The sequence below is a fragment of the Actinoplanes sp. NPDC004185 genome, from assembly GCF_053603475.1.
The window spans coordinates 165,932-187,403 of sequence record NZ_JBSGFR010000012.1; the positions used below are offsets into that span (position 1 = coordinate 165,932).

Genomic DNA, 21,472 nt, shown 5'->3' on the forward strand with positions numbered 1-21,472 from the left:
CCGCAGCGGCTTAGATGGCATCCGACACCGTCGTCGAGGAGGTTCCCGTGGGCGTACCCCGGATCGAGGCCGCGTCCCGGGCCCTGACCCGCCCCACCCACCGGGCGGCCGCGGCGCTGGTCGCGGTCGTGCTGCTGCTGGTCGTGGCGGTGGCGGCGCTGCAGTCCGTGCGGGCGCCCGCGGCCCGGGGCATCGACGCCCCGGTCGCCGAGTTCAGTGCCGGACGCGCGTTCCAGCAGGTCAGGACGATCGGCGCGCAGCCGCACCCGGCCGGCAGCGCGGCCGCCGGCGCGGTCCGCGAGCACCTCCTGGCCACCCTGCGCGGCCTGGGCCTCGACCCCCAGGTGCAGGAGACGGTGTCGGTGCAGGGCGGCGAGCTGTCGTCGAGCGCGGGCGGGATCGGGCTGGCCCGGCTGGGCAACGTCGTGACGCTGCTGCCGGGCACGGCATCGACCGGCCGGATCTTCCTGGTCGCGCACTACGACTCCGCGCAGACCTCGCTGGGCGGCAACGACGACGGGGCGGGCACGGCGGCGATCCTGGAGACCGCCCGGGCCCTGACCGCCGGGCCGCGGTTGCGCAACGACGTGGTGCTGGTGCTCACGGACGCCGAGGAGGCGTGCATCTGCGGCGCGCAGGCGTTCGTGGACCAGCATCCGCTGGCCCGCGGCGGCGGCGTCGTGCTCAACCTGGAGGCCCGCGGCAGCACCGGCCCGGCGATCATGTTCGAGACCGCGGCTGACAACGCGGCCCTGGCCAGGGTGTACGCGCAAGCGCCGAAGCCGGTGGGCACCTCGTTCGCCGTGGAGGTCTACCGGCTGATGCCCAACGACACCGACTTCACCTCGTTCCGGGAGGCGGGCTTCACCGGTTTCAACAGTGCGTACATCGACGGCGCGGCGGTGTATCACGCACCCACCGACACCCCCGCGGCGATGGATCAGGACAGCCTGCAGCACCTCGGTACGAACGCCCTGGCGCTGACCCGCGAGCTCGGCGGCCGCGACCTGCCCGCGCTGCGCTCCGACGGCGACGCGGTGTACTTCCCGGTGCCCGGCGGCCTGGCCGTCTACCCGGGCGCGCTGACCTGGCCGCTGGCCGCTCTGGCGTTGCTGGCCGTGCTGGCGCTGGCGTGGCTCTCCCGACAGCGCGGGCTGGCCACCGGCGGGCGGCTGGCGGGCGGCTTCGCGGCGGCCCTGGTGCCGCTCATCGCGGCCCCGGTGGTGGCCCAGCTGCTGTGGGCGATGCTGAAACTCATCCGGCCGGGGTACGCCGAACAGCTCATCGACCCGTACCGGCCGTTCTGGTACAGGCTGGCGATCCTGGCTCTGACCGCCACGATCGTCTTCGCCTGGTACGCGCTGCTGCGCCGCCGGCTGGGTCCCGCCGCGCTGGCCGTGGGTGGCCTCGGCTGGCTGGCGGTGCTCGGCCTCGTCCTGGCCGCCCTCGCGCCCGGCGGCTCCTACCTCGCGGCTCTTCCCGCCCTCGCCGGTGCGCTCACGGGCATCGTCGCGGTGCTGCTGCGCGGCTGGTGGTCGGTGACGGCGGTGACCGTCGGCGCGGCTGTCGCGATCGTGGTGCTGCTGCCCACGGTGGTCATGTTCTTCCCGGCCCTGGGCCTGGCCCTGGGCGCGGCCGGCGCGTTCTTCACGACCCTGCTCGCCCTGGCCCTGCTGCCGATCGTGGACCTGCTGCATCCGGAGGCCGGCGGCCAGCGCGGCGTGGTGGCGCTGCGGGCCCGGCGGCTGGGCGGCCTGCCGACGCTGGTGGCGGCGCTCACCGCCGTCGCGTGCGTCGCGGCCGGGCTGGCCGTGGACCGCTTCGACCCGGCCCATCCGTCCCCCACCCACCTGATGTACGCCCTGGACACGGACACCGGCCAGGCCCGCTGGCTGAGCGAGGAGAGCAAGCCGCAGGAGTGGACAGGTCAGTACGTCTCGGGCGAGCGGGCGCCGGTCGTCGACACCCTGCCGGCGTTCGGCCCGGAGGAGGTGTTCAGCGGTCCGGCCCAGCCCGCGCAGCTGCCGGCCCCGACGCTGACCCCGTCGGCCGACACGACGACCGGGGGCCTGCGCACCGTCATCTTCCGGTTGACCCCGCAACGGCCGGTGCGCCTGATCACGCTGCATGTCAACGCGGAGGCGACGGTCAGTGCGGCCACGGTCGCCGGCCGTCCGGTGCCCACGGACCGGAAGGCGGGCGGGCCGTGGGGCTTCGGCTTCGTGTTCCACGCGCCGCCGCCCGACGGCATCGAGGTGAGCCTGACCGTGCCCGCGAGGATCCCGCTGCGGCTGCGGGCGATGGACGCCAGCGACGGGTTGTCCACCCTGCCGGGCTTCCGCCCCCGGCCCGCGGACGTCGGGGTCGTGGGCTCACACAGCTCGGAGATGGCCGCGGTGGCGCACACCTTCACGCTGTGACCCGTTCAGCGGCCGCGCCGGCCCTTGCCCTGCGCCGACTCGAACTTGAAGTGCACGAAGAGCCGGCCCCAGTTGTCGCCGTCCTTCTCGACCCGGTGGTAGAGCTGCTTGATCTCCTTCTGGTCGAGGAAGCGGATCACCTTCTTCTTGAGGGCGCCCGACCCCTTGCCGGGGATGATCTCGACCAGCGTGGCCTTCTTCTGGATGGCCTCGTCGATGACGTCGCGCAGCGCCTTGTCGATCTGGGTGCCCTTGTTGAAGATGTCGTGCAGGTCCAGCTTGATCTTCACGTCTGCGGTCCTCGTCCCTCGTCGTTCTTGCCCAGCCAGGTCTCGACCCGCCGCAGCGCCTCGGTGTAGTCACCGTGATTCTTCATCGCCGCGGCCAGCCGCAGGTGCGGCAGGGCCTCACGAAAGCGGCCGGCCCTTTCGAGGGTCCGGCCGAGGACGTGGTGTGCGTAGTGATCGGAAGGATCGTGCTCGATCAGCGCTCTCAGCTGCGCCTCCGCCCCGCCGAGCTGCGCGGAGTTGAAGTAGGCGCGGGCCAGTAACTGGCGTACGGCCGCGTTGTGCGGCTCGGCCTCGACGATCGGTTCCAGCAGCCGGGCCGCCCCGAGAGGGTCGCCGGACTCGAAGAAGAATGTGGCCCTGCGGTACTCCTCCAGAAGATCCACGACCCCGCTCCCCACGCTCGCACCAGCGGCTGATTTCACCCGCGGCGGAAAACCCAGGCAAAAACGCACTTGAGACAACGCTGGCACAACAATCCCCGAACGGCGAGTGTTCCGTTGGCTCAAGCTTCCCGACAATTCGCCCCATTCCGCAACCCTCGCGGCACAGAATGCCGGGGTGGGGGACTTCCCGCTTCATCTCGTCCAGGCGCCGCGGCGGCACCGGTCCGCGCGCGCCAAGCCGCTGCTGATCGGTGCCGTCACGCTGGTCATGTGCCTGTTCCTGGCCGGCGCGGCAGCACGGCCCGAGCCGCGCTCGGCGGCTTTCGCGATCCCCGGTATGACCGGGATCGGCTCACCGCCCACTGGCACTTCCTGGGCTCCCACACCTCGGGTGACCGGCGGCCTGCGCAGCCTCGCGACCGCCGGTCAGGGCAGCTTCGCGCTGCACACCGCGGGCGGGGACGTCACCTTCCTGCCCGGCGTCAACCTGGGCAGCACCACGCCGGGGCACCAGCCCGGTGAGCTGTCGGTGAGCACCGGGCAGTACCGGACCTGGTTCGCGGCGATGGCCTGGCTCGGCATCCGGGTCGTGCGGATCTACACCATCCATCCGCCGTCCTTCTACACCGAGCTCGTCGCCTACAACCGGGCCAACCCGGACCGGCCGCTCTATCTCATGCAGGGCGTCTATCCGCCGGATGAGTCGTACGTCGAGAAGGACAACCTCTTCGACCGGGCCGTCACGACCGCGTTCCAGCGGGAGATCCGGGACGCCGACAGCGCGGTGCGGGGGCAGCTCACGCGTACGCCGCAGCCGGGGCGGGCCGACGGCACCTGGACCGCCGACGTGACCCCCTGGCTGGCCGGCTGGATCATCGGCGCCGAGCTCGACCCCGTCGCAACCGCCCGCTCCGACGCCCGTAACGCGGACGCTCCCCCGGTCCGCGGCCGGTATGTCCGAAGCACCCCGCAGGCGTCCCCGACCGAGCGCTGGCTGGCCGCGCGGCTGAACGAGCTGGCCACCCTGCAGGCCGCGGCCGGGCTGAGCCAGCCGATCGCCTTCGTCAACTGGCCGACCACCGACCCGCTGCGCCACCCCGAGGAGCCGCTGCCCGAGGAGGACCTGGCCCAGCTCGACGCGAACCACGTGACGGCGACCGCGAAGTGGCCGGCCGGGACCTTCGCCAGCTACCACGCCTACCCGTACTACCCCGACTTCCAGCGGCACGAGCCGGCACTGCTGGCCCACCGGTACGCGGGCCGCGCCGACCCGTACGCGGGCTATGTCGCCGCCCTGAAACGGCACCACGGTGACATGCCCACGCTGATCACCGAGTTCGGCGTACCGTCGGCGCTCGGATCCGCCCACAACGGCCCGCTCGGGCGCAGCCAGGGTGACCACAGCGAGCGGGAGGCCCTGCGGATCGACGCGGAGCTGCTGCGGCTGATCCGCGACGAGGGCCTGGGGGGCGGTTTCCTCTTCGCCTGGACCGACGAGTGGTTCAAGGCCACCTGGAACACCCAGCGGCACCAGGATCGCGAGCGCCGCCAGCTCTGGCACGACGCGCTCACCAACGAGCAGCACTTCGGCCTGATCGCGATGGACGCCGCCGGCTCCCCGGAGGCGAGCACCCAGTATCTGCTGGACGACGAGAACGGGTGGCCGTCGCGGCGGGTCACGGCCCGGGTCGACGAGGCGTACCTGCGGTTGCGGGTCGGGCTCGGCAACCCCGCACCGAGCGCGGTGACCCTCGGCTTCGACGTGCTGCCCGGGCTGACCGGCGAGCCCGCGCCGGGCAGCGCCAACCGCGGCGCCGACGCCGCGTTCTTCCTGGATCTGGTGGCCCGGACCGGCCAGGCGTACCTGCGCCGGGAGCTCGACCCGCTGCCGCTGGACGTCAAGGTCCCGGCGTCGGCCCGCGGGCCGGCGGCGATCGGCTGGCAGCGCTTCGAGCTGATCGTGAACCGGGCCCGGACCGTCCCGGGCACCCGGCAGAGGCTGCCGGCCGAGCTGCAGAACGCCGGGATGCTGCGGTACGGCAGCCCGGACGCGGACAGCCGGGCCCTGTGGGAACGCGACGGCGACGACCTGGTGGTGCGGGTGCCGTGGGCGATGCTCGGTTTCGCGGACCCGTCCCGGCACATGGTGGGCGTACCGGCCGGGCACAAGCTCACCCTGCGGGCCGCGCCGGGGGTCGGGGTCACCGTGTCGGCGACCGGCACCGACCAGACGGCCGGGCCCGTGACCTGGGTGAACTGGAACCGGCCGTATTACACCGAGCGCCTCAAGCAGGGCGCCGAGCAGTTCCGGGACGCCGCTCTGGACACCGCCGGGCCGTGACGCCTCAGGACCGGCGGACGAGCATCGCGGCCAGTCCGCCGCCCAGCAGCAGGGTGCCGAGCGCGATGAGCGCGACCGGGCTGAGCCCGGTGACCGGCAGGCCGCCGCCCGAGCCGGGCAGCACCGAGACGCTCATCCGGCGCGGTTCCGGGGTGTCCGACGGCAGCGGTGCGGCCGCGGCGGGCGTGGCCGTCACGAAGTCGCTGACGGTGATGCCGTCGCCGGTGCGCACGACGACCGCGACGTCGTACTCCCGGTCGTTGCGCAGGCCGGTCAGCTCGCAGGCGCCGGCGCTGGGGACGGTGAGCGTGCAGCCGGCCTCGTAGCCGGCGGTCGTCGCCCAGAAGTAGGCGAACTTCCCGGTGCCGAGGTCGGCGGGCGGCCGCCAGTCGACCCGCAGACCGCCGTCGAGGGCCCGCACCCGGATGCCCGTCGCGGTGCCGGGCGGCCGGGGCAGACCCATCACCGGTACGGGCACAGCACTCTCCGCGGTGCTGCCCGGCCCCAGCTGTCCGTGACCGCCGGCTCCCCAGCAGTACGCGTACCCCCGGGTGTCGAAAGCGCAGCTGTGGTCCTCGCCGGCGTCAAGATCTCGCAAGGCGGGCCCGGCCGCGCGGACCGGCACCGCCCGGTCCCCCGAGCGCCCGTTACCCAGCCGCCCGCCGGCCCCGTCGCCCCAGCAGAACGCCCGGCCGCCCCGGTCCAGCCCGCAGGTGTGCCTGCCGCCCGCGCTGATCTCGCCGAGCGCCACGGTCAAGTCGACGCCGACCGGCTTGCGGATGCCTCCCCGGGCTCCCCAGCAGAAGGCCCGTCCTTCGACCGCCAGAGCACAGGCCTGCGTCCCGCCGACCGTGACCTCGCGGACCCGGCCTCGCAGCGAGACGGCCACCGGTTCGTCCCGGTCACCGCGGCCGCTGGTCCCCAGCTGCCCGTACGCGTCCGACCCCCAGCAGTACGCGGCACCCGCCGCGGTCACCGCACAGGTGGTGTCGCGGCCGGCGGCGATGTCGACCACCGGACCCCGCATGCCGCTGCGCGCGCTGACCCGCACCGGCACCGTCGAGTCGCGCAGCCCGGCCACGCCGAGCTGGCCGTGCGATCCGTCGCCCCAGCACCAGGCGCCGCCCTCGTCGTCCACCGCGCAGGTGTGCCGGGCCCCGGTGGTGATCTCCACCAGGTCGCGGCCGGCCGGGCCGGTCACCGCCACCGGGGTGTCCCGGTCGGCCCGCCCGCCGTCGCCGAGCTGGCCGGCGGAGTCGTCGCCCCAGCAGTGCGCGGCGCCGCGGACGTCGATCGCGCAGGTGTGCGCCTGGCCCGCGTCGACGGCGACCGCCTTGTGCAGCGCGAGCACTGCCTGCCCGATGGTGTGCGGCGCGACGCCGTCACCCAGCTGCCCCGAGGAGTCGTCGCCCCAGCAGTACAGCTCACCGAGGCTGGTGAGGGCGCAGGAATGGGCGCCACCGGCGGCGATCGTGGCAGTGCCGGGGCTAGCGAGGCGGATCGTGTCGGCGTTGATGCCGGGCGGGTACGGCCCCTGCGTGGCCGCCGCCGGGGCCACCGGCAGAACGATGAGGGCGAGAGCCGCGAGGGCACCACCGAGACGACCCAGTCGCAACCGTTCCTCCGCTCTCCCTGGCCGGCACAACGCGGGACATTATGCGGAGTTTTAAGCCTTTAGTCCGTTTCCGACACGCCGCGGACGCACAGGTGCTACACAGGAAGCGGAAAGCCGGCGCAAAGCGTGGCCCGCGACAGTAGGGGCATGACGATGGCGAACGCAGACAGCGGCACGGAGCTCCGGCGGCCCGACGGTGGTCCCGTCCGGGTCCTCGTGGTCGACGACGAGCCCACCCTGGCCGAGCTGCTCTCGATGGCCCTGCGTTACGAAGGCTGGGACGTGCGCAGCGCCGGCGACGGGCAGACCGCCGTCCGGACCGCCCGCGACTTCCGCCCGGACGCCGTCGTGCTCGACATGATGCTGCCCGACATCGACGGCCTGGAGGTGCTGCGCCGGCTGCGCGGCGAATCCCCCGAGGTGCCGGTGCTGTTCCTGACCGCGAAGGACTCGGTCGAGGACCGGATCACCGGCCTGACCGCCGGCGGCGACGACTACGTCACCAAGCCGTTCAGCCTGGAGGAGGTCGTCGCCCGGCTGCGCGGCCTGATGCGCCGGATGGGCCACTCCCCGATGCGGACGGACTCGCAGCTCATCGTCGGCGACCTGAGCCTGGACGAGGACAGCCACGAGGTGCGCCGCGGGGGCGACCTCGTGACACTGACCGCCACGGAGTTCGAGCTCCTGCGCTATCTGATGCGCAACCCGCGCCGGGTGCTGAGCAAGAGCCAGATCCTGGACCGGGTGTGGAACTACGACTTCGGCGGGCAGGCCAACGTGGTGGAGCTGTACATCTCGTACCTGCGCAAGAAGATCGACGCCGGCCGCAACCCGATGATCCACACCATGCGCGGAGCCGGTTATGTCCTCAAGCCCGCGGACTGAGGCCCGCCCGCCGCGGTGGAACCCGGCCGGCTGGCCGCTGCGCACCCGGCTGGTCGCCATCATGATCGCCCTGCTGGTGCTGCTCGGCCTCGTGGTCGGCGCGACCGCCGAGATCTACCTCAGCAAGTCGCTGTACCAGCAGCTCGACTCCAAGCTCGCCGAGACCAACGCACGCAACCATCCCCGGGGTCCCGGCGGTGGCCTCTTCAACACCGACAAGCCCCCGCCCGGCTCCGAGGCCGACTGGATCGTGCTGCGCCTGAACGACAGCGGCGCGCGCACCGGCGGCGGCATCGTCGCCATCGGCGCTGACGCGAACGGCTTCTACGATGACATCTACCAGGAGCTGCCCGCTGCCACCGTGGCCCAGCTGGCCGCCGTGACCCCCGACGACGCCGCCCGCGACATCGATCTCGGTGGCGATCTCGGCGACTATCGCGTGGTCTCCTCCCTGACCGCGGGGGGCGTCAGCATCACCGCGCTGCCCCTCGCCTCGACGCAGGCGACGCTGATCCGGGTCGCCCTGGTCACCGGCGGTGCCGTGCTGGCCGCCCTGCTCATCGCGGGCCGGGCCGGAGCGTTCATCGTCCGCCGTACCCTTCAGCCGTTGTCCCGGGTCGCGGCCACCGCGACCAGGGTCGCCGAGCTGGAGCTGGACCGGGGTGAGGTCGAGCTGGCCCAGCGCGTACCGGTCTCGGACACCGACCCGCGCACCGAGGTCGGCCAGGTCGGCGCGGCGCTGAACAGGCTGCTCGACCACGTCGGCAGTGCGCTGGAGGCCCGGCACGCCAGCGAGACGCAGGTCCGCCAGTTCGTCGCCGACGCCAGCCACGAGCTGCGAACCCCGCTCGCCGCCATCCGCGGATACGCCGAGCTGAGCCGGCGCAGCCGCCGGCCGGTGCCCGAGGAGATCGCGCACGTGCTGCGCCGCGTCGAGTCCGAGGCGCAACGGATGACCGCGCTGGTCGAGGATCTGCTGCTGCTGGCCCGCCTCGACGCCGGCCGGCCGCTGGCCCAGGACCCGGTCGACCTGACCATGCTGGTGGTGGACGCGGTCAGCGACGCGCACGCGGCCGGTCCGCGGCACGACTGGCAGCTCGCCCTGCCCGAGGAGCCGGTGACGGTGGTCGGTGACGCCCAGCGGCTGCACCAGGTGCTCGCCAACCTGCTGGCCAACGCCCGGACACACACCCCGGAGGGCACCACCGTGACGGTCGGCGTACGCGAGAGCAGCGACGCGGCCGTGCTGACCGTGACCGACGCCGGGCCCGGCATCCCGGCGGAGCTGCAGCCGCACATCTTCGAGCGGTTCGCGCGCGGAGACAGCTCCCGGTCGCGGGCGGCGGGCAGCACGGGCCTCGGGCTCTCGATCGTGCACGCGGTGGTGACGGCGCACGGGGGCACGGTCTCGGTGCACACCGTGCCGGGCCGGACCGAGTTCACCGTACGGCTGCCGACCACCGCGGCGCTCGCCGCGCCGCCTACGCCGGGTGTCCCCGTCGCAGCGCGTCCATGAGCACGTCGCGCAGGTCCTCCAGCAGTGCGCCGGCAGCCTCGCCGTCCGTGACGTGCAGCTCCAGCGGGACCGACTCGCGGTCGCGGCCCACGAGCACGTCGAGCGCGCACAGCGCCCGCCCGGCCAGCTCGCTCGTCACGTCCGGGCACGCGGCCGCCAGCAGCCGGTCGTCGAGCCAGGGCCGGGCCGCCGCGCCGGGCAGCCCGGCCGCGATCGCCGCGATCGCGGTCAGTGCCTGCGTCGGTGGTATCTCACCCAGCAGGACGGACGGCGTCTCCCAGACCCGGAGCACGACCGCCGCCACGGCCTGTCTGCGCCGGTCCGGCGGGAGCTCGGCCAGGCCGTCCAGCAGGTACGGCGCGCTCGCGTTGTTCATGTGCTCAATGGCAGCACAGCAACTTGCACGGAGGCCATACCCCGGCTGACGGACACCCGGGCGCCGCGATGAGCTAAGCTCACCGCGTGTCCTGGACGTATCAGTGGTTTACGAGGCCGGCTCCCGCCGGTGCCTCAGCCATGATCCCATGACCTGAGACACCCCGTAGGGCCGGCCGAGGCAGCGACATTCGTCGCTGCCTTTTCGTTTGCACGAAAGCCGGTCACACCGGGGCTCGCCGGCCCCCGGTCCCGGCGGAGGAGAAGACAGCCGTGACCATCCCCGAGGTGCAGCGGGTCAGCGACCAGCGCATCGAGACCGTCGTGCCGCTGATGAGCCCCGCGCTGCTGCACCACGAGCTGCCGCTGACCCACGAGTTGTCGGCGACCGTCCTGGACAGCCGCCGGCAGGTGGAGGCCGTGCTCGACGGCCGAGATCCGCGGCTGCTCGTCGTCGTCGGCCCGTGCTCCGTGCACGACCCCGTCGCCGCCACGGAGTACGCCGACCGGCTGCGCGGCGAGGCCGCCCGGCTCGCCGACGACCTGCTGATCGTGATGCGGGTGTACTTCGAGAAACCGCGCTCGACCGTGGGCTGGAAGGGACTCATCAACGACCCCGGGCTGGACGGCACCGGCGACGTCGGCAAGGGCCTACGGGTCGCCCGGGCGCTGCTGCTCGAGGTGCTGGGCCGGGGCCTGCCGGTCGGTGTGGAGTTCCTCGACCCGATCACCCCGCAGTACATCGCCGACACCGTGGCCTGGGGTGCGATCGGCGCCCGTACGGTGGAATCACAGGTGCACCGCCAGCTCGCCTCCGGCCTGTCCATGCCGATCGGCATGAAGAACCGGCCCGACGGCAGCATCGCCACCGCCATCGACGCGATCAACGCGGCGGCGGCGCAGCATGTGTTCCCCGGCATCGACGTCTCCGGCACGCCGGCGATCATGCACACCACCGGCAACCCGGACTGCCACCTGGTGCTGCGCGGCGGCAAGGGCCCGAACTACAGCGCCGCCGACGTCAACGCCGCGCTGGGCCGGCTGCGCGCCGCCGGGCTGCCGGAACGGCTCATCGTCGACTGCTCGCACGGCAACAGCAACAAGGACCACCTGCGCCAGCCGATCGTCGCCGACGACGTGGCCGGCCAGCTGGAGGCCGGCCAGCAGGGCATCAAGGGCGTGATGCTGGAGAGCTTCCTGGTCCCGGGACGGCAGGACCTGGGCGGGGAGCTGGCGTACGGGCAGAGCGTCACCGACGCGTGCATGGGCTGGGAACCGACCGTCGGGGTGCTGGACCGGCTCGCACTCGCCGCCGCCAAGCGCCGCGCACTCACAGGCGGCGCACAGTAACGGCATAAGGGGCCAACAGGGGGGCGGAAGACAGTGACGAGGTCACTGCTTCCGCCTGCCTGAAGGAACCCCTGATGACCACGACGTTGCCTGTACTGCCGACGGTGTCGCCTCCCGCGGACCGTCCACGGTCCCGCTGGCCGGGCTTCGTCCGCGGGCGCGCGGACGACGCGCCCTGGGTACGGCCCGCGCTGCTCGCCCTGCTGCTGCTCACCGGCGTCATCTACCTCTGGGGGCTAGGCGCCTCCGGCTGGGGCAACGCGTTCTACTCGGCGGCCGTGCAGGCCGGCTCGGAGAGCTGGAAGGCCTTCTTCTACGGCTCGTCGGACGCGGCGAACTCGATCACCGTCGACAAGACCCCCGGTTCACTGTGGATCATGGCGCTGTCGGTGCGGATCTTCGGGCTCAGCTCGTGGAGCGTCCTGGTGCCCCAGGCGCTGATGGGTGTGGCCACGGCCGGCCTGCTGTTCACCACGGTCCGCCGCTGGTACGGCCCGGCCGCCGGCCTGCTCGCCGGAGCCGTGTCGGCGCTGACCCCGGTCGCCGTGCTGATGTTCCGGTTCAACAACCCGGACGCCCTGCTCGTGCTGCTGATGGTGGCCGGCGCCTACGCGACCGTCCGGGCCATCGAGAACGGCTCGACGAAGTGGCTCGTGCTGGCCGGGGTGTTCGTCGGCTTCGGCTTCCTCACCAAGATGCTGCAGGCGCTGCTGGTGGTGCCGGCGTACGCGCTGGCGTACCTGTTCGCCGGCCCGCCGAAGCTGGGCAAGCGAATCGGGCAGTTGCTGCTGGCCGGGCTGGCGGTGGTCGTCTCGGCCGGCTGGTACATCGCGATCGTCGAGCTGGTTCCGGCCTCGATGCGGCCGTACATCGGCGGTTCGCAGAACAACAGCCTGCTGGAGCTGACCCTGGGCTACAACGGCCTGGGCCGGCTCAACGGCGAGGAGACCGGCAGCGTCGGCGGCGGCATGTGGGGTGAATCAGGTCCGCTGCGCATGTTCGACAGCTCTCAGGGTGGCCAGGTCTCGTGGCTGCTGCCGGCCGCACTGATCGTGCTGGTCGCCGGCCTGGTGCTGACACTGCGCGCGGCGCGGACCGATCGGTTGCGGGCCGGGCTGATCCTGTGGGGTTCGTGGCTGGTCATCACCACCGGCGTCTTCAGCTTCATGCAGGGCATCTTCCACGCGTACTACACGGTGGCGCTGGCCCCGGCGATCGGCGCGGTGGTCGGCATGGGCTCGGTGCTGCTGTGGCGGCGCCGGAACACCATCTTCGCCGCGCTGACCCTGGCGGCGGCGATCGCGGTGAGCGCCTGGTGGTCCTTCCACCTGCTCGGTCGCAGCGCCGGCTTCGTGCCGTGGCTGCGCTGGGTGGTGCTGGCCGGGGGCATCGTGGCGGCGCTGGGCATGCTGGCCGGGCTGCGGCTGCCGGCCCGGCTGGGTCTGATCACCGCGGGTGTCGCCCTGGCCGCGGTGCTGGCCGGACCGGCCGCGTACGCGGTGCAGACGGCGGCCACGCCGCACACCGGCTCGATTCCGTCGGCCGGCCCGGCCTCGCAGGGCGGCGGCTTCGGCGGCCGCGGTGGGCCCGGGGGCGACGGTGGCCGCGGTCAGCGCGGCGCGTTCCCGGGCGGCTTCCCCGGCGGCGGTTTCCCGGGCGGTGGTTTCCCGGGCGGTGGTTTCCCGGGCGGCGGCACTCCCCCGGGCGGCACCGCTCAAGGCGGCACCGCTCCCGGCGGGACAGCTACGGGCGGCACCGCTCCCGGCGGGACGGCGAACGGCGGGACGGCGAACGGCGGGACGGCGAACGGCGGGACGGCGAACGGCGGGACGGCGAACGGCGGCGGTATGCGCGGCGGTGGCGGCATGGGCGGCCTGTTGAACGCCGCCACGGTCAGCGACGAGATGAAGGCCCTGCTGGACACGAACGCCGACCAGTACACCTGGGTCGCCGCCGCGGTCGGCTCGCAGAGCGCCTCCGGCTATCAGCTGGCCACCGGCGACCCGGTGATGGCGATCGGCGGCTTCAACGGCAGCGACCCGTCGCCCACCCTGGCCCGGTTCCAGCAGTACGTCGCCGAAGGAAAGATCCACTACTTCATCGGTGGCGGCGGCTTCGGTGGCGGCCGCGGTGGCACCGGCTCGGACGGCAGCAACACCAGTGCGCAGATCGCCGAGTGGGTCAGCGCGACCTTCACCAGCCGGACCGTCGACGGCGTGACCCTCTACGACCTCACCACCCGGTAGATGACGACCGGACCACGGGCGGCCCTCCACCTCGGGGGCCGCCCGGCCGGCGTGTCCCCCGGTGGCCACGGAACTCATAGGGCCGCCACAGGTTCGCCACAATCCGGGCAAAGCCCGGAAGCCGACCTTGGTGACATGAGCCTTTCCACGCTGCCCTCGTACGCCGACGACCAGGTGCGGGCCGTTGCTCCGGTGCTGGATGTGGTCGTCCCGGTCCACAACGAGGAGAACGACCTCGAGCCGTGCGTACGCCGGCTGTACGCGTACCTGCGGGACGGGTTTCCGTACCGCTTCCGCATCACCATCGCGGACAACGCCAGCACCGACGCCACCGCCGAGGTGGCCGACCGCCTCGCCGAGGTGCTGCCCGGCGTCACCGCGGTGCACCTGAGCGAGAAGGGCCGGGGCCGGGCGCTGAAGTTCGTGTGGGCCCGCTCCGACGCGGCCGTGCTGGCCTACATGGACGTGGACCTGTCGACCGACCTCGGTGCGCTGCTGCCGCTGGTCGCCCCGCTGATCTCCGGCCACTCGGACCTGGCCATCGGCTCCCGGCTGGCCCGCGGCTCCCGGGTCGTCCGCGGCGCCAAGCGGGAATTCATCTCCCGCACCTACAACCTGATCCTGCGCGGCACGCTGTCGGCACGCTTCTCCGACGCGCAGTGCGGCTTCAAGGCGATCCGCGCGGACGTGGCCGCCCGGCTGCTGCCGATCGTCGAGGACACCGGCTGGTTCTTCGACACGGAACTGCTGGTGCTGGCCGAACGCGCCGGGCTGCGCATCCACGAGGTGCCGGTGGACTGGGTCGACGATCCGGACAGCCGGGTGGACATCGTGGCCACGGCGCTGGCGGACCTACGCGGCATCGCCCGGCTGACCCGGGCGCTCGGCACGGGCCGGCTGCCGCTCGGCGCGCTGCGTGAGCAGCTGGGCCGCAACCCGCTGCCGGTCGCCGGGGTGCCGGCCGGCCTCACCGGCCAGCTGCTGCGCTTCGCCGCGGTGGGGGTGGCCAGCACGCTGGCCTACCTGCTGCTCTACGCGCTGCTGCGCACCGGCGTCGGCCCGCAGCCGGCCAACCTGGTCGCGCTGCTGGTGACGGCGGTGGCGAACACGGCGGCCAACCGGCGGCTCACTTTCCGGGTACGCGGCCACGACGGCGCCTGGCGTCACCAGGCCCAGGGGCTGGCCGTCTTCGCCGTCGGGCTGGGCCTGACCAGTGGCTCGCTGGCGTTGCTGCACGCCGTGAGCGACCCACCGACCACGGTGGAACTGGGCGTGCTGGTGGCGGCCAACCTGGTCGCCACCGGGGTGCGTTTCCTGCTCATGCGGATCTGGGTCTTCCGCGCCGCGCAGGCCACGCCGGCGACCCCGGCCACCGCCCATGAACCCGGTATGAACGCAAGTGGCCCGACTGTAGGAATTCGGTGACCGGCGGGTAACAATGGCAGGGATCAGGGTCGCCCAACGGTCCCGGTCGATGTGCCTTTCAGTCCGGGCCCCGCCGGAGGTGGCGACATGCTCAGCAAGGAAGACAGCCGTAGGCTGGCGCAGCTGGAACGCCAGCTCCGCCGGGACGACCCGGACTTCTGCGCCCGGATGCGCGGCGACCTGCCCGCCCGCCGGCGCATGCCGCTGTCGCTGGTGCTGACCGGCGTGGTGATCTGGGCCGCGGCCCTCGCCCTGGCCGTCTTCGGCTGGTGGGGCGCAGCGGCGGTGGCGGCGGTATGGGGCACGGTGATCGTGGCGGCGCTGGCCTACCGCTGCCGTCCCAGCCGCGACACGACCCACCCGGATCTACCCCCGTCCTCCTGGTAGTCCCCCCGGCCACCAGGCCCACCTGAGTCTCCCGCGGCCCGGGCCCCGCAGGCCGCCGAGATCAGGACCACCCCGCGGTGGGGGTGCCGCACCACCGCGCGACCAGGCCGCCGGGCTCAGGCGAAGCTGACCGTGGCCTCGGCCGCCTCCCGGGCGCGGGCCACCACGGCCGCCTCCTCCTCCACCGCCTTGCGCACCTTCGCGGGCAGCCCGTCGAAAGCCGTCACTGAGATGTCTACCCGCTTCTTCCCGGCCATCTTCGCCCGCCACACCCCGGCGATTTCGCCATCCACCAGCAGCACGCCCGGGTTGCCCAGCAGCCTCCAGATCTCTTTCTGCCGCGCGCGATCCGGCACCAGCACGTCGCGGTCGCGGGCCTGCAGCAACGGATCCATGGCCGGGATCAGTCGCACCCCCGGCACCGGCTCGGCCGCGGACAGCTCTGCCACCGCCCCGCTCGGCAGCCAGGCCTTGCGGCCGTCGATCCGCACCTCGGTCAGGTCGCCGGGCCAGACCTTCTTCATCTCCGCCGTGGCGCTGCCCAGGTATTTGCCCAGCTCCCGCGGTGTCGCCGGGCCCAGCAACCGCAGATAGGTCGTGATCAGCGCCTCGATGCCGGCGTTCTCCGCCGGCAGCGGCGGGGCGTCGCGGATCGGGCCGAGCGTCGCGTCCCTGCCGCGGGACTCGACCTGGACGCCTCCGGCCAGCCCGGAGTGCTGCCAGACGTTGCCGGCGATGTGCCGGGCCGCGCAGCTGCGGCAGTCGTAGGTCAGCTCCGCCGGGACGCGCGCGCTGACCTGGGTGCTGACCTCGCCGCGCGGCATCGAGGAGTGCACCACGTCGCGGAACGCCTGCGCGGTCACGGTGAATGCCCGGATGCCGAGCTTGCCGCCGGCCGGGATCTGCCCGCTCTTGATCCGGGCCGCCGCGTCCGCGTCGCTGACCGGCCAGAGCGCCTTGACCAGTGACTTCAGATCCTTGCGGCGGTGCAGGTGCGGGGCGCCCCGGGCGGCCCACACCATCAGCAGGCGATCGTCGGCGAGCTCGGCGTCGGTGCGGGCAGCGAGCGCCACCTGCACCGAGCCGGGCGTGTATTCCTGCACACCCAGGTCGAGCACGGGCAGATCACCGGGGCGCTGTTTGCCCCGCTCGGCGAGACCCAGCGCGGCCACCCGGTATGCCATGACCTGTCTGCGGTCGACGTCCATGGGAACCACCTTTCACCCGCGTCGACCGTAGCGCCGGGCTGCGACATTTCTCAGTCGTTCCAGGCGCGTGCCGCCGCCGGTCGAGACCAGCTCCCAGGTGTCGAGGCTGCTCGGGCCGTACGGGCCTTCCTGGAGGATGGGTGGTTCGCCGGTGAGCCGGTAGCCACAGCGCCGGGCCACCGCACAGCTCGCCGTGTTGGCCGGGTCGATGCGCAGCACGAGGCGGTTCAGGCCCAGCGTGCTGCGGGCATACCCGGAGAGCAGCGAGAGGGCGGTCGACGCCAGGCCGCGTCGGCGGTATTCAGCCCCGATCAGATAGCCCAGCTCGGCCTCGCGTACGCCGGCGTCGACGCCGAAGAGCAGCACCTCGCCGACCGGCCGGGTGCCGTCGACGGTGATCGCCAGCTGGATGCGCTGGCCGCTGGCGCGGCTCTGCCGGGCCCGTTTCAGGTACGCCACGCCGGCTTCGAGATCGAACGGGGACGGCATGGGCGTCCAGCGCGCGATCTCGGGCTCGTCGAGCAGCCGCACCAGATCGTTGAGGTCCTCGTCCCGCCATTCGCGCAGCGAGATGCCGTCTCCGGTGAGGGCGATCGGGTAGGGCAGGCGGCCGGCGGTCGTCATGGGCCGATCCTGCCCGTAAGCGACCGGTTCCTGCCAGTAGGGGAGCCTTAAGAAAGCCGGGCCGGGCCGGTCAGCCCCGGACCACCATCGGCGCGGTATCCAGCAAAGACCAGTCGTGGCTTATGTCTGCGGCCGCATGCAGCAGCAACGGCAGATACTCGCCTGTCAATTTATCGACAGACGTCTCCGCCGCGTGCACGGTGACGTTGAGCGCGGCGACCACCTTGCCGTCGCCGTTGCGGACGCCGGCGGCGATCGACCGGATGCCCAGGGCGAGATCCTGGTCGGCCAGGGCCCAGCCCTTGGCGCGCACCTCGCGCAGGGTCGCGTCCAGCGCCGCACGGTCCGGCTGCCAGCGGGCGTTGATGCCGGAGCGGCCCGGCTCCGCCAGCACCTTCTCGAGCTGGGCGGGCTCCAGGGCGGCCAGCAGCACCTTGCCCATCGAGGTAGCGGCGGCGGGGAACCGGGTGCCGATCGACACGGCCAGCGTGACGATCTTGGGCACCGCGACCCGGGCCACGTACACGATGTCGGAGCCGTCGAGCTGGGCCATCGAGGTGGACTCGCCGGTCAGCGCGACCAGGCGTTCCATGTGCGGGCGGGCCACGTCCCACATGTCCAGCGAGTTCACGTAGGCCATGCCGAGCTCGAGCACCCGCGGGGTCAGCGTGTAGCCGCGCTCGACGGCCCGTACGTAGCCCAGCTCGGTGAGCGTCAGCAGGATCCGGCGCACGGTGGGGCGGGCCAGTCCGGTGTCGGCGGCGATCTCGCTCAGCGTCGACACCCGGCGGCCCGGCCGGAAGCTGCGCACCACGTCCAGCCCACGGGCGAGGGCCTCGATGAAGTCAGGACCGGTTTCCCGTGCCATCGAGGCCCCCTCTCGTGATCGTCGGACAGCTAATGCTTCCACTGCGCCGAGCCGGCGTCCCACTCGGTGTACGTGTACGGGTTGTCCTTCACCTTGGTCTCGGGCACGTCGGGGTTCATCCCGCGCGCCCAGGCGTCCTCACCCATCGTCGACCGCAGGTGCTCGACGGTCCGGCCGACCTGCTCGCGGGCGGCGGCCAGGTCCACGCCGACCAGCTTGTGGTCCCGCTTGACGATCTTGCCGTTGACCAGCACGGTGTCGACGTCGCCCCGCTGCGCCTGGAAGGCCACGTGGCCGTACGGGTGCAGGATCGGGAACATCACCGGCGAGTCGTCGTTCTTGAGCAGCACGATGTCGGCCTTCTTGCCCGCCTCCAGGCTGCCGACGACCGAGTCGAGCCCCAGCGCCTTGCTGCCGCCGCGGGTGGCCCAGTCCACGACCTGCTCGGCCCGCAGGTGCAGGTGCGTCACCGTCTCGGCCCGGCTGTGCGCCTCCATGTGCTCGCGGGAGCGGTCCGCGCCCAGCGTGGTGCGCATCGCCGAGAACAGGTCGCCGCTCCACCACACGCTGGTGTCCATCGACAGCGAGACCGGGATGCCGTGGTCGCGCAGGGTCCAGGTGGGCGGGTAGCCCTGACCGGCGCTCTGCTCGCTCTCGGTGGCCACGGAGACCGAGCCGCCGGTCGCGGCGATCCGGTGGTACGAGTCGTGGTTGAGCGTCGCGGAGTGCACGTAGATGGTCTGCGGGGTCATGAAGCCGTTCTCGTGCATGAGCCGGATGCCGTCGTCGTTGGTCGCGCCCCACACGCCGGCGTGGGTGGTGACCGGCACGCCCAGCTCGCGGGCCACCTCGAAGGCCGCCTTCTCGGGAAAGGCCGGGTCGCCGGTGACGTCGAAGGCCATCTGGAAGCCCAGCATGTCGTCGCCCGGGGTGATCCGCCGGCTGACGAAGTCGCGGAACTCGGGGCTGGCCGACCACTGCCACGGGCCCTGCTGGATGTTGCCGTAGGCGAGCACGAACCGGCCGGGCACCGCCTGCAGGGCGTCGACCGCGGCGTCCGCGTGCTGCGGGGTCTGCAGGCCGTGCGACCAGTCGACCGTGGTGGTGACGCCGGCGTCGATCGCCTCGATGGCGGCGAGCAGGTTGCCCGCGTGGATGTCCTCGGGGCGGAACAGCTTGCCGGACTCCAGGTAATACCAGACGAAGTACTGCGTCAGGGTCCAGTCGGCGCCGTAGCCGCGCATCGCCGTCTGCCACATGTGCCGGTGGGTGTCGATCATGCCGGGCATCAGGATGCCGCCGGTCGCGTCGATCACCGTGGCGCCCTCGGGGGCGGTGAGCCCGACCCCGACCTCGGCGATGCGCTGATCGATCACCAGCACGTCGGCGCCCGGCAGCACGGTGTGCCGATCGTCCATCGTCAGCACGGTGCCGTTGCGGAACAGAACACTGTCGGTCATTCCCGGTCAACTCCCTCCGGACAGACGTCCGTCTGACGGTCACTGCCTCGGCGCCAGTGTGTTGCGGCTCACCAGGAGTGTCAAGGGCATGTTTCGGCGCAGTGACGGTTGACAGCCCAACGCTCCCGAGTCGAGACTGCAATGGCGCGGACGTTTGTCCGTCTAGCGGTCAGACCTTGGAAAGGCGGCACATGGGACCCCTCAGCGGACTGCTCGTCGCGGACTTCTCCCGGATCCTCGCGGGCCCGTACGCGACCATGCTGCTCGCCGACCTCGGCGCCCAGGTGATCAAGGTCGAGGGCCCGGCCGGCGACGACACCCGCACCTGGATGCCCCCGGTACGCGACGGCGTCTCGACCTACTACCTGGGCATCAACCGCAACAAGCGCTCGATCGCCCTGGACCTCAAGAAGCCCGAGGACCTCGACGTGGCCCAGCGGCTCGCCGGGCGGGCCGACGTGATGATCGAGAACTTCCGGCCCGGCGGGCTCAAGCGCTTCGGGCTGGACTACGACACGGTCGCGGCCGGTAACCAGAAGATCATCTACGCCTCGATCAGCGGCTTCGGCTCCGGCGCGGGAGCGAACTACCCCGGCTACGACCTGATGGTGCAGGCGATCTCCGGGCTGATGAGCCTGACCGGGGACCCCGACGGCTCGCCGTACCGGGCCGGCATCTCCGTCTTCGACGTGATGGCCGGGCTGCACGCGAGCATCGGCATCCTGGCCGCGCTGCACCACCGGGGGGCCACCGGCGCCGGCCAGCACGTCGAGGTCAACCTGCTCTCCTCCGCGCTGTCCGGGCTGGTCAACCACTCCAGCGCGTACGTCGCCGGGGGGACGGTCCCGTTCCGGATGGGCAACGCGCACCCGAGCCTGTTCCCGTACGAGCCGCTGCCCACTGCCGACGGCGAGCTCATCGTCATCGCCGGCAACGACGGCCAGTTCCGCAAGCTGTGCCAGGTGCTGGATCTGGCCGACCTGCCGGACGACCCGCGCTTCGGGCGCAACCAGGACCGTACGGCCAACCGCGAGGCGTTGCGCCCGCTGCTGGTGGAACGGCTCAGCAAACGCACCAAGGACGAGTGGTTCCGCGACCTGCTCGCGGCCGGGGTGCCCTGCGCCCCGATCAACACGATCGACGGCGGCGTGGCGCTCGCCGCCGAGCTCGGGCTGGACCCGGTGGTCGAGACCGGCGGGGTGCCCGGGGTCCGCAACCCGATCACGTTCTCCGGCACCCCGGCGAGCTACGAGCTGCCCCCGCCCGGGCTCGACGAACACGGTGAGGAGATTCGCGCGTGGCTGACGAAGGACTGAGGTTCCCGACCGGGCTCGGCACCTCCGACGAGGACCACATCCGGCTGCTCGGGCAGGACCTGGCGGCCGACCTGATGGGGAAGGTGGGTTTCGGCGAGCTGGCGTACTGGCTGGTGGCCGGCCGCCGCCCCACGCCGGGTGAGGTCCGGGTCTTCGAGACCGTGCTGGTCGCGCTGGCCGACCACGGTTTCACGCCGACCGCGATCGCCGCCCGCCTGACCTACCTGAGCGCGCCGGAGTCGTTGCAGGGCGCACTGGCCGCGGGCCTGCTCGGTGGCGGCTCGCGCTTCCTGGGCGTGACCGAGGACTGTGGACGGTTCCTGGGCGGAGTGCTGGCTGACGGCGTACCGGAAGACGACGCGGGCTTCGACGCCCTCGCGCTGGCCGCGGTCACCGAAGCGCGCGCCGCGAAGAAGTTCGTGCCGGGGCTCGGGCATCCGGTGCACAAGAAGCAGGATCCGCGTACCCCGGTCCTGATCCGCATCGCGGAGGAGGAAGGCCTGCGCGGCCCGCACCTGCGCCTGTTCGAGGCCATCGGCCGGGTGCACCCGCAGGTGCTCAACCGCACCCTGCCACTGAACGGGGCCGGCGTCTGCGGCGCGGCCCTGGCCGACCTGGGCCTGCCTGTCGATCTGCTGCGCGGCTTCGCGCTGCTGGCCCGCGCGGCTGGCCTGCTCGGCCACCTGGCCGAGGAACGCCGCAACCCGATCGGCATGGACGTCTATCTGACCGTCGACCGCAACGCCGTCTACGAGGATTGAGG

General features: G+C 72.6%; 18 protein-coding genes. 10 read left to right on the forward strand and 8 right to left on the reverse strand.

Features of this window, described 5'->3' with window-relative positions; genetic code table 11:
- Nucleotides 1-14: 14 nt before the first annotated feature.
- The gene (locus tag ACWEOZ_RS15125; protein WP_451911259.1) at nt 15-2,420 is read left to right on the forward strand and encodes a M28 family peptidase; all 2,406 of its coding nucleotides are present in this window, start codon (nt 15-17) and stop codon (nt 2,418-2,420) included.
- 5 nt (nt 2,421-2,425) lie between these two features.
- Here ACWEOZ_RS15125 and ACWEOZ_RS15130 read toward each other — a convergent pair whose 3' ends face one another.
- Complete coding sequence (locus ACWEOZ_RS15130; RefSeq protein WP_212987410.1) at nt 2,426-2,710, reverse strand: Smr/MutS family protein; 285 nt, start codon at nt 2,708-2,710, stop codon at nt 2,426-2,428.
- Nucleotides 2,707-3,093, reverse strand: a complete 387-nt coding sequence (locus tag ACWEOZ_RS15135) for a tetratricopeptide repeat protein (RefSeq protein ID WP_451911260.1) — start codon at nt 3,091-3,093, stop codon at nt 2,707-2,709. The genes ACWEOZ_RS15130 and ACWEOZ_RS15135 overlap by 4 nt, the downstream gene beginning before the upstream one ends.
- 175 nt (nt 3,094-3,268) lie before the next feature.
- Here ACWEOZ_RS15135 and ACWEOZ_RS15140 point away from each other — a divergent pair, with 175 nt between their 5' ends.
- The gene (locus ACWEOZ_RS15140) at nt 3,269-5,434 is read left to right on the forward strand and encodes a hypothetical protein (protein WP_451911261.1); all 2,166 of its coding nucleotides are present in this window, start codon (nt 3,269-3,271) and stop codon (nt 5,432-5,434) included.
- A 4-nt stretch (nt 5,435-5,438) separates the two neighbouring features.
- Here ACWEOZ_RS15140 and ACWEOZ_RS15145 read toward each other — a convergent pair whose 3' ends face one another.
- On the reverse strand, nt 5,439-7,049 hold the full coding sequence (locus tag ACWEOZ_RS15145) for an RCC1 domain-containing protein (protein WP_451911262.1): 1,611 nt from the start codon (nt 7,047-7,049) through the stop codon (nt 5,439-5,441).
- A gap of 147 nt (nt 7,050-7,196) precedes the next feature.
- Between ACWEOZ_RS15145 and ACWEOZ_RS15150 the strand changes: the two genes are divergently transcribed.
- Nucleotides 7,197-7,934 (forward strand): response regulator transcription factor, encoded by a 738-nt coding sequence (locus ACWEOZ_RS15150; protein WP_451911263.1) that lies wholly within the window; start codon nt 7,197-7,199, stop codon nt 7,932-7,934.
- The gene (locus ACWEOZ_RS15155; RefSeq protein WP_451911264.1) at nt 7,912-9,450 is read left to right on the forward strand and encodes a sensor histidine kinase; all 1,539 of its coding nucleotides are present in this window, start codon (nt 7,912-7,914) and stop codon (nt 9,448-9,450) included. Before ACWEOZ_RS15150 ends, ACWEOZ_RS15155 begins: the two co-directional genes overlap by 23 nt.
- Here the strand turns inward: ACWEOZ_RS15155 and ACWEOZ_RS15160 are convergent.
- Nucleotides 9,416-9,826 (reverse strand): hypothetical protein, encoded by a 411-nt coding sequence (locus ACWEOZ_RS15160; RefSeq protein ID WP_451911265.1) that lies wholly within the window; start codon nt 9,824-9,826, stop codon nt 9,416-9,418. The two genes, ACWEOZ_RS15155 and ACWEOZ_RS15160, sit on opposite strands and share 35 nt — an antisense overlap.
- Nucleotides 9,827-10,098: 272 nt before the next feature.
- Here ACWEOZ_RS15160 and ACWEOZ_RS15165 point away from each other — a divergent pair, with 272 nt between their 5' ends.
- From ACWEOZ_RS15165 to ACWEOZ_RS15180, 4 genes are all read left to right on the forward strand, one after another.
- Nucleotides 10,099-11,175, forward strand: a complete 1,077-nt coding sequence (locus ACWEOZ_RS15165) for a 3-deoxy-7-phosphoheptulonate synthase (RefSeq protein WP_451911266.1) — start codon at nt 10,099-10,101, stop codon at nt 11,173-11,175.
- A gap of 74 nt (nt 11,176-11,249) precedes the next feature.
- Nucleotides 11,250-13,421, forward strand: coding sequence for an ArnT family glycosyltransferase (locus tag ACWEOZ_RS15170; RefSeq protein ID WP_451911267.1), 2,172 nt, complete (start codon nt 11,250-11,252; stop codon nt 13,419-13,421).
- Nucleotides 13,422-13,556: 135 nt separating this feature from the next.
- Nucleotides 13,557-14,846 (forward strand): glycosyltransferase, encoded by a 1,290-nt coding sequence (locus ACWEOZ_RS15175; protein ID WP_451911268.1) that lies wholly within the window; start codon nt 13,557-13,559, stop codon nt 14,844-14,846.
- Between the two features lie 87 nt (nt 14,847-14,933).
- Nucleotides 14,934-15,233 (forward strand): DUF3040 domain-containing protein, encoded by a 300-nt coding sequence (locus ACWEOZ_RS15180; protein WP_451911269.1) that lies wholly within the window; start codon nt 14,934-14,936, stop codon nt 15,231-15,233.
- A gap of 116 nt (nt 15,234-15,349) precedes the next feature.
- On the opposite strand, the gene ACWEOZ_RS15185 is transcribed toward ACWEOZ_RS15180, so the two are convergent.
- The 4 genes from ACWEOZ_RS15185 to ACWEOZ_RS15200 form a co-directional block, all read right to left on the reverse strand.
- Entirely contained in the window at nt 15,350-16,441 is a 1,092-nt protein-coding gene (locus ACWEOZ_RS15185) for a DNA glycosylase AlkZ-like family protein (RefSeq protein WP_451911270.1), read from the reverse strand.
- Between the two features lie 12 nt (nt 16,442-16,453).
- Complete coding sequence (locus ACWEOZ_RS15190; protein WP_451911271.1) at nt 16,454-17,065, reverse strand: GNAT family N-acetyltransferase; 612 nt, start codon at nt 17,063-17,065, stop codon at nt 16,454-16,456.
- Between the two features lie 70 nt (nt 17,066-17,135).
- Nucleotides 17,136-17,933, reverse strand: a complete 798-nt coding sequence (locus ACWEOZ_RS15195; RefSeq protein WP_451911272.1) for an IclR family transcriptional regulator domain-containing protein — start codon at nt 17,931-17,933, stop codon at nt 17,136-17,138.
- Between the two features lie 29 nt (nt 17,934-17,962).
- Nucleotides 17,963-19,393, reverse strand: a complete 1,431-nt coding sequence (locus tag ACWEOZ_RS15200) for an amidohydrolase family protein (RefSeq protein ID WP_451911273.1) — start codon at nt 19,391-19,393, stop codon at nt 17,963-17,965.
- Nucleotides 19,394-19,584: 191 nt separating this feature from the next.
- Here ACWEOZ_RS15200 and ACWEOZ_RS15205 point away from each other — a divergent pair, with 191 nt between their 5' ends.
- Both ACWEOZ_RS15205 and ACWEOZ_RS15210 read left to right on the forward strand, forming a co-directional pair.
- Entirely contained in the window at nt 19,585-20,709 is a 1,125-nt protein-coding gene (locus ACWEOZ_RS15205) for a CaiB/BaiF CoA transferase family protein (RefSeq protein WP_451911274.1), read from the forward strand.
- The gene (locus ACWEOZ_RS15210; protein WP_451911275.1) at nt 20,691-21,470 is read left to right on the forward strand and encodes a citryl-CoA lyase; all 780 of its coding nucleotides are present in this window, start codon (nt 20,691-20,693) and stop codon (nt 21,468-21,470) included. Before ACWEOZ_RS15205 ends, ACWEOZ_RS15210 begins: the two co-directional genes overlap by 19 nt.
- The last annotated feature ends 2 nt before the right edge of the window (nt 21,471-21,472 follow it).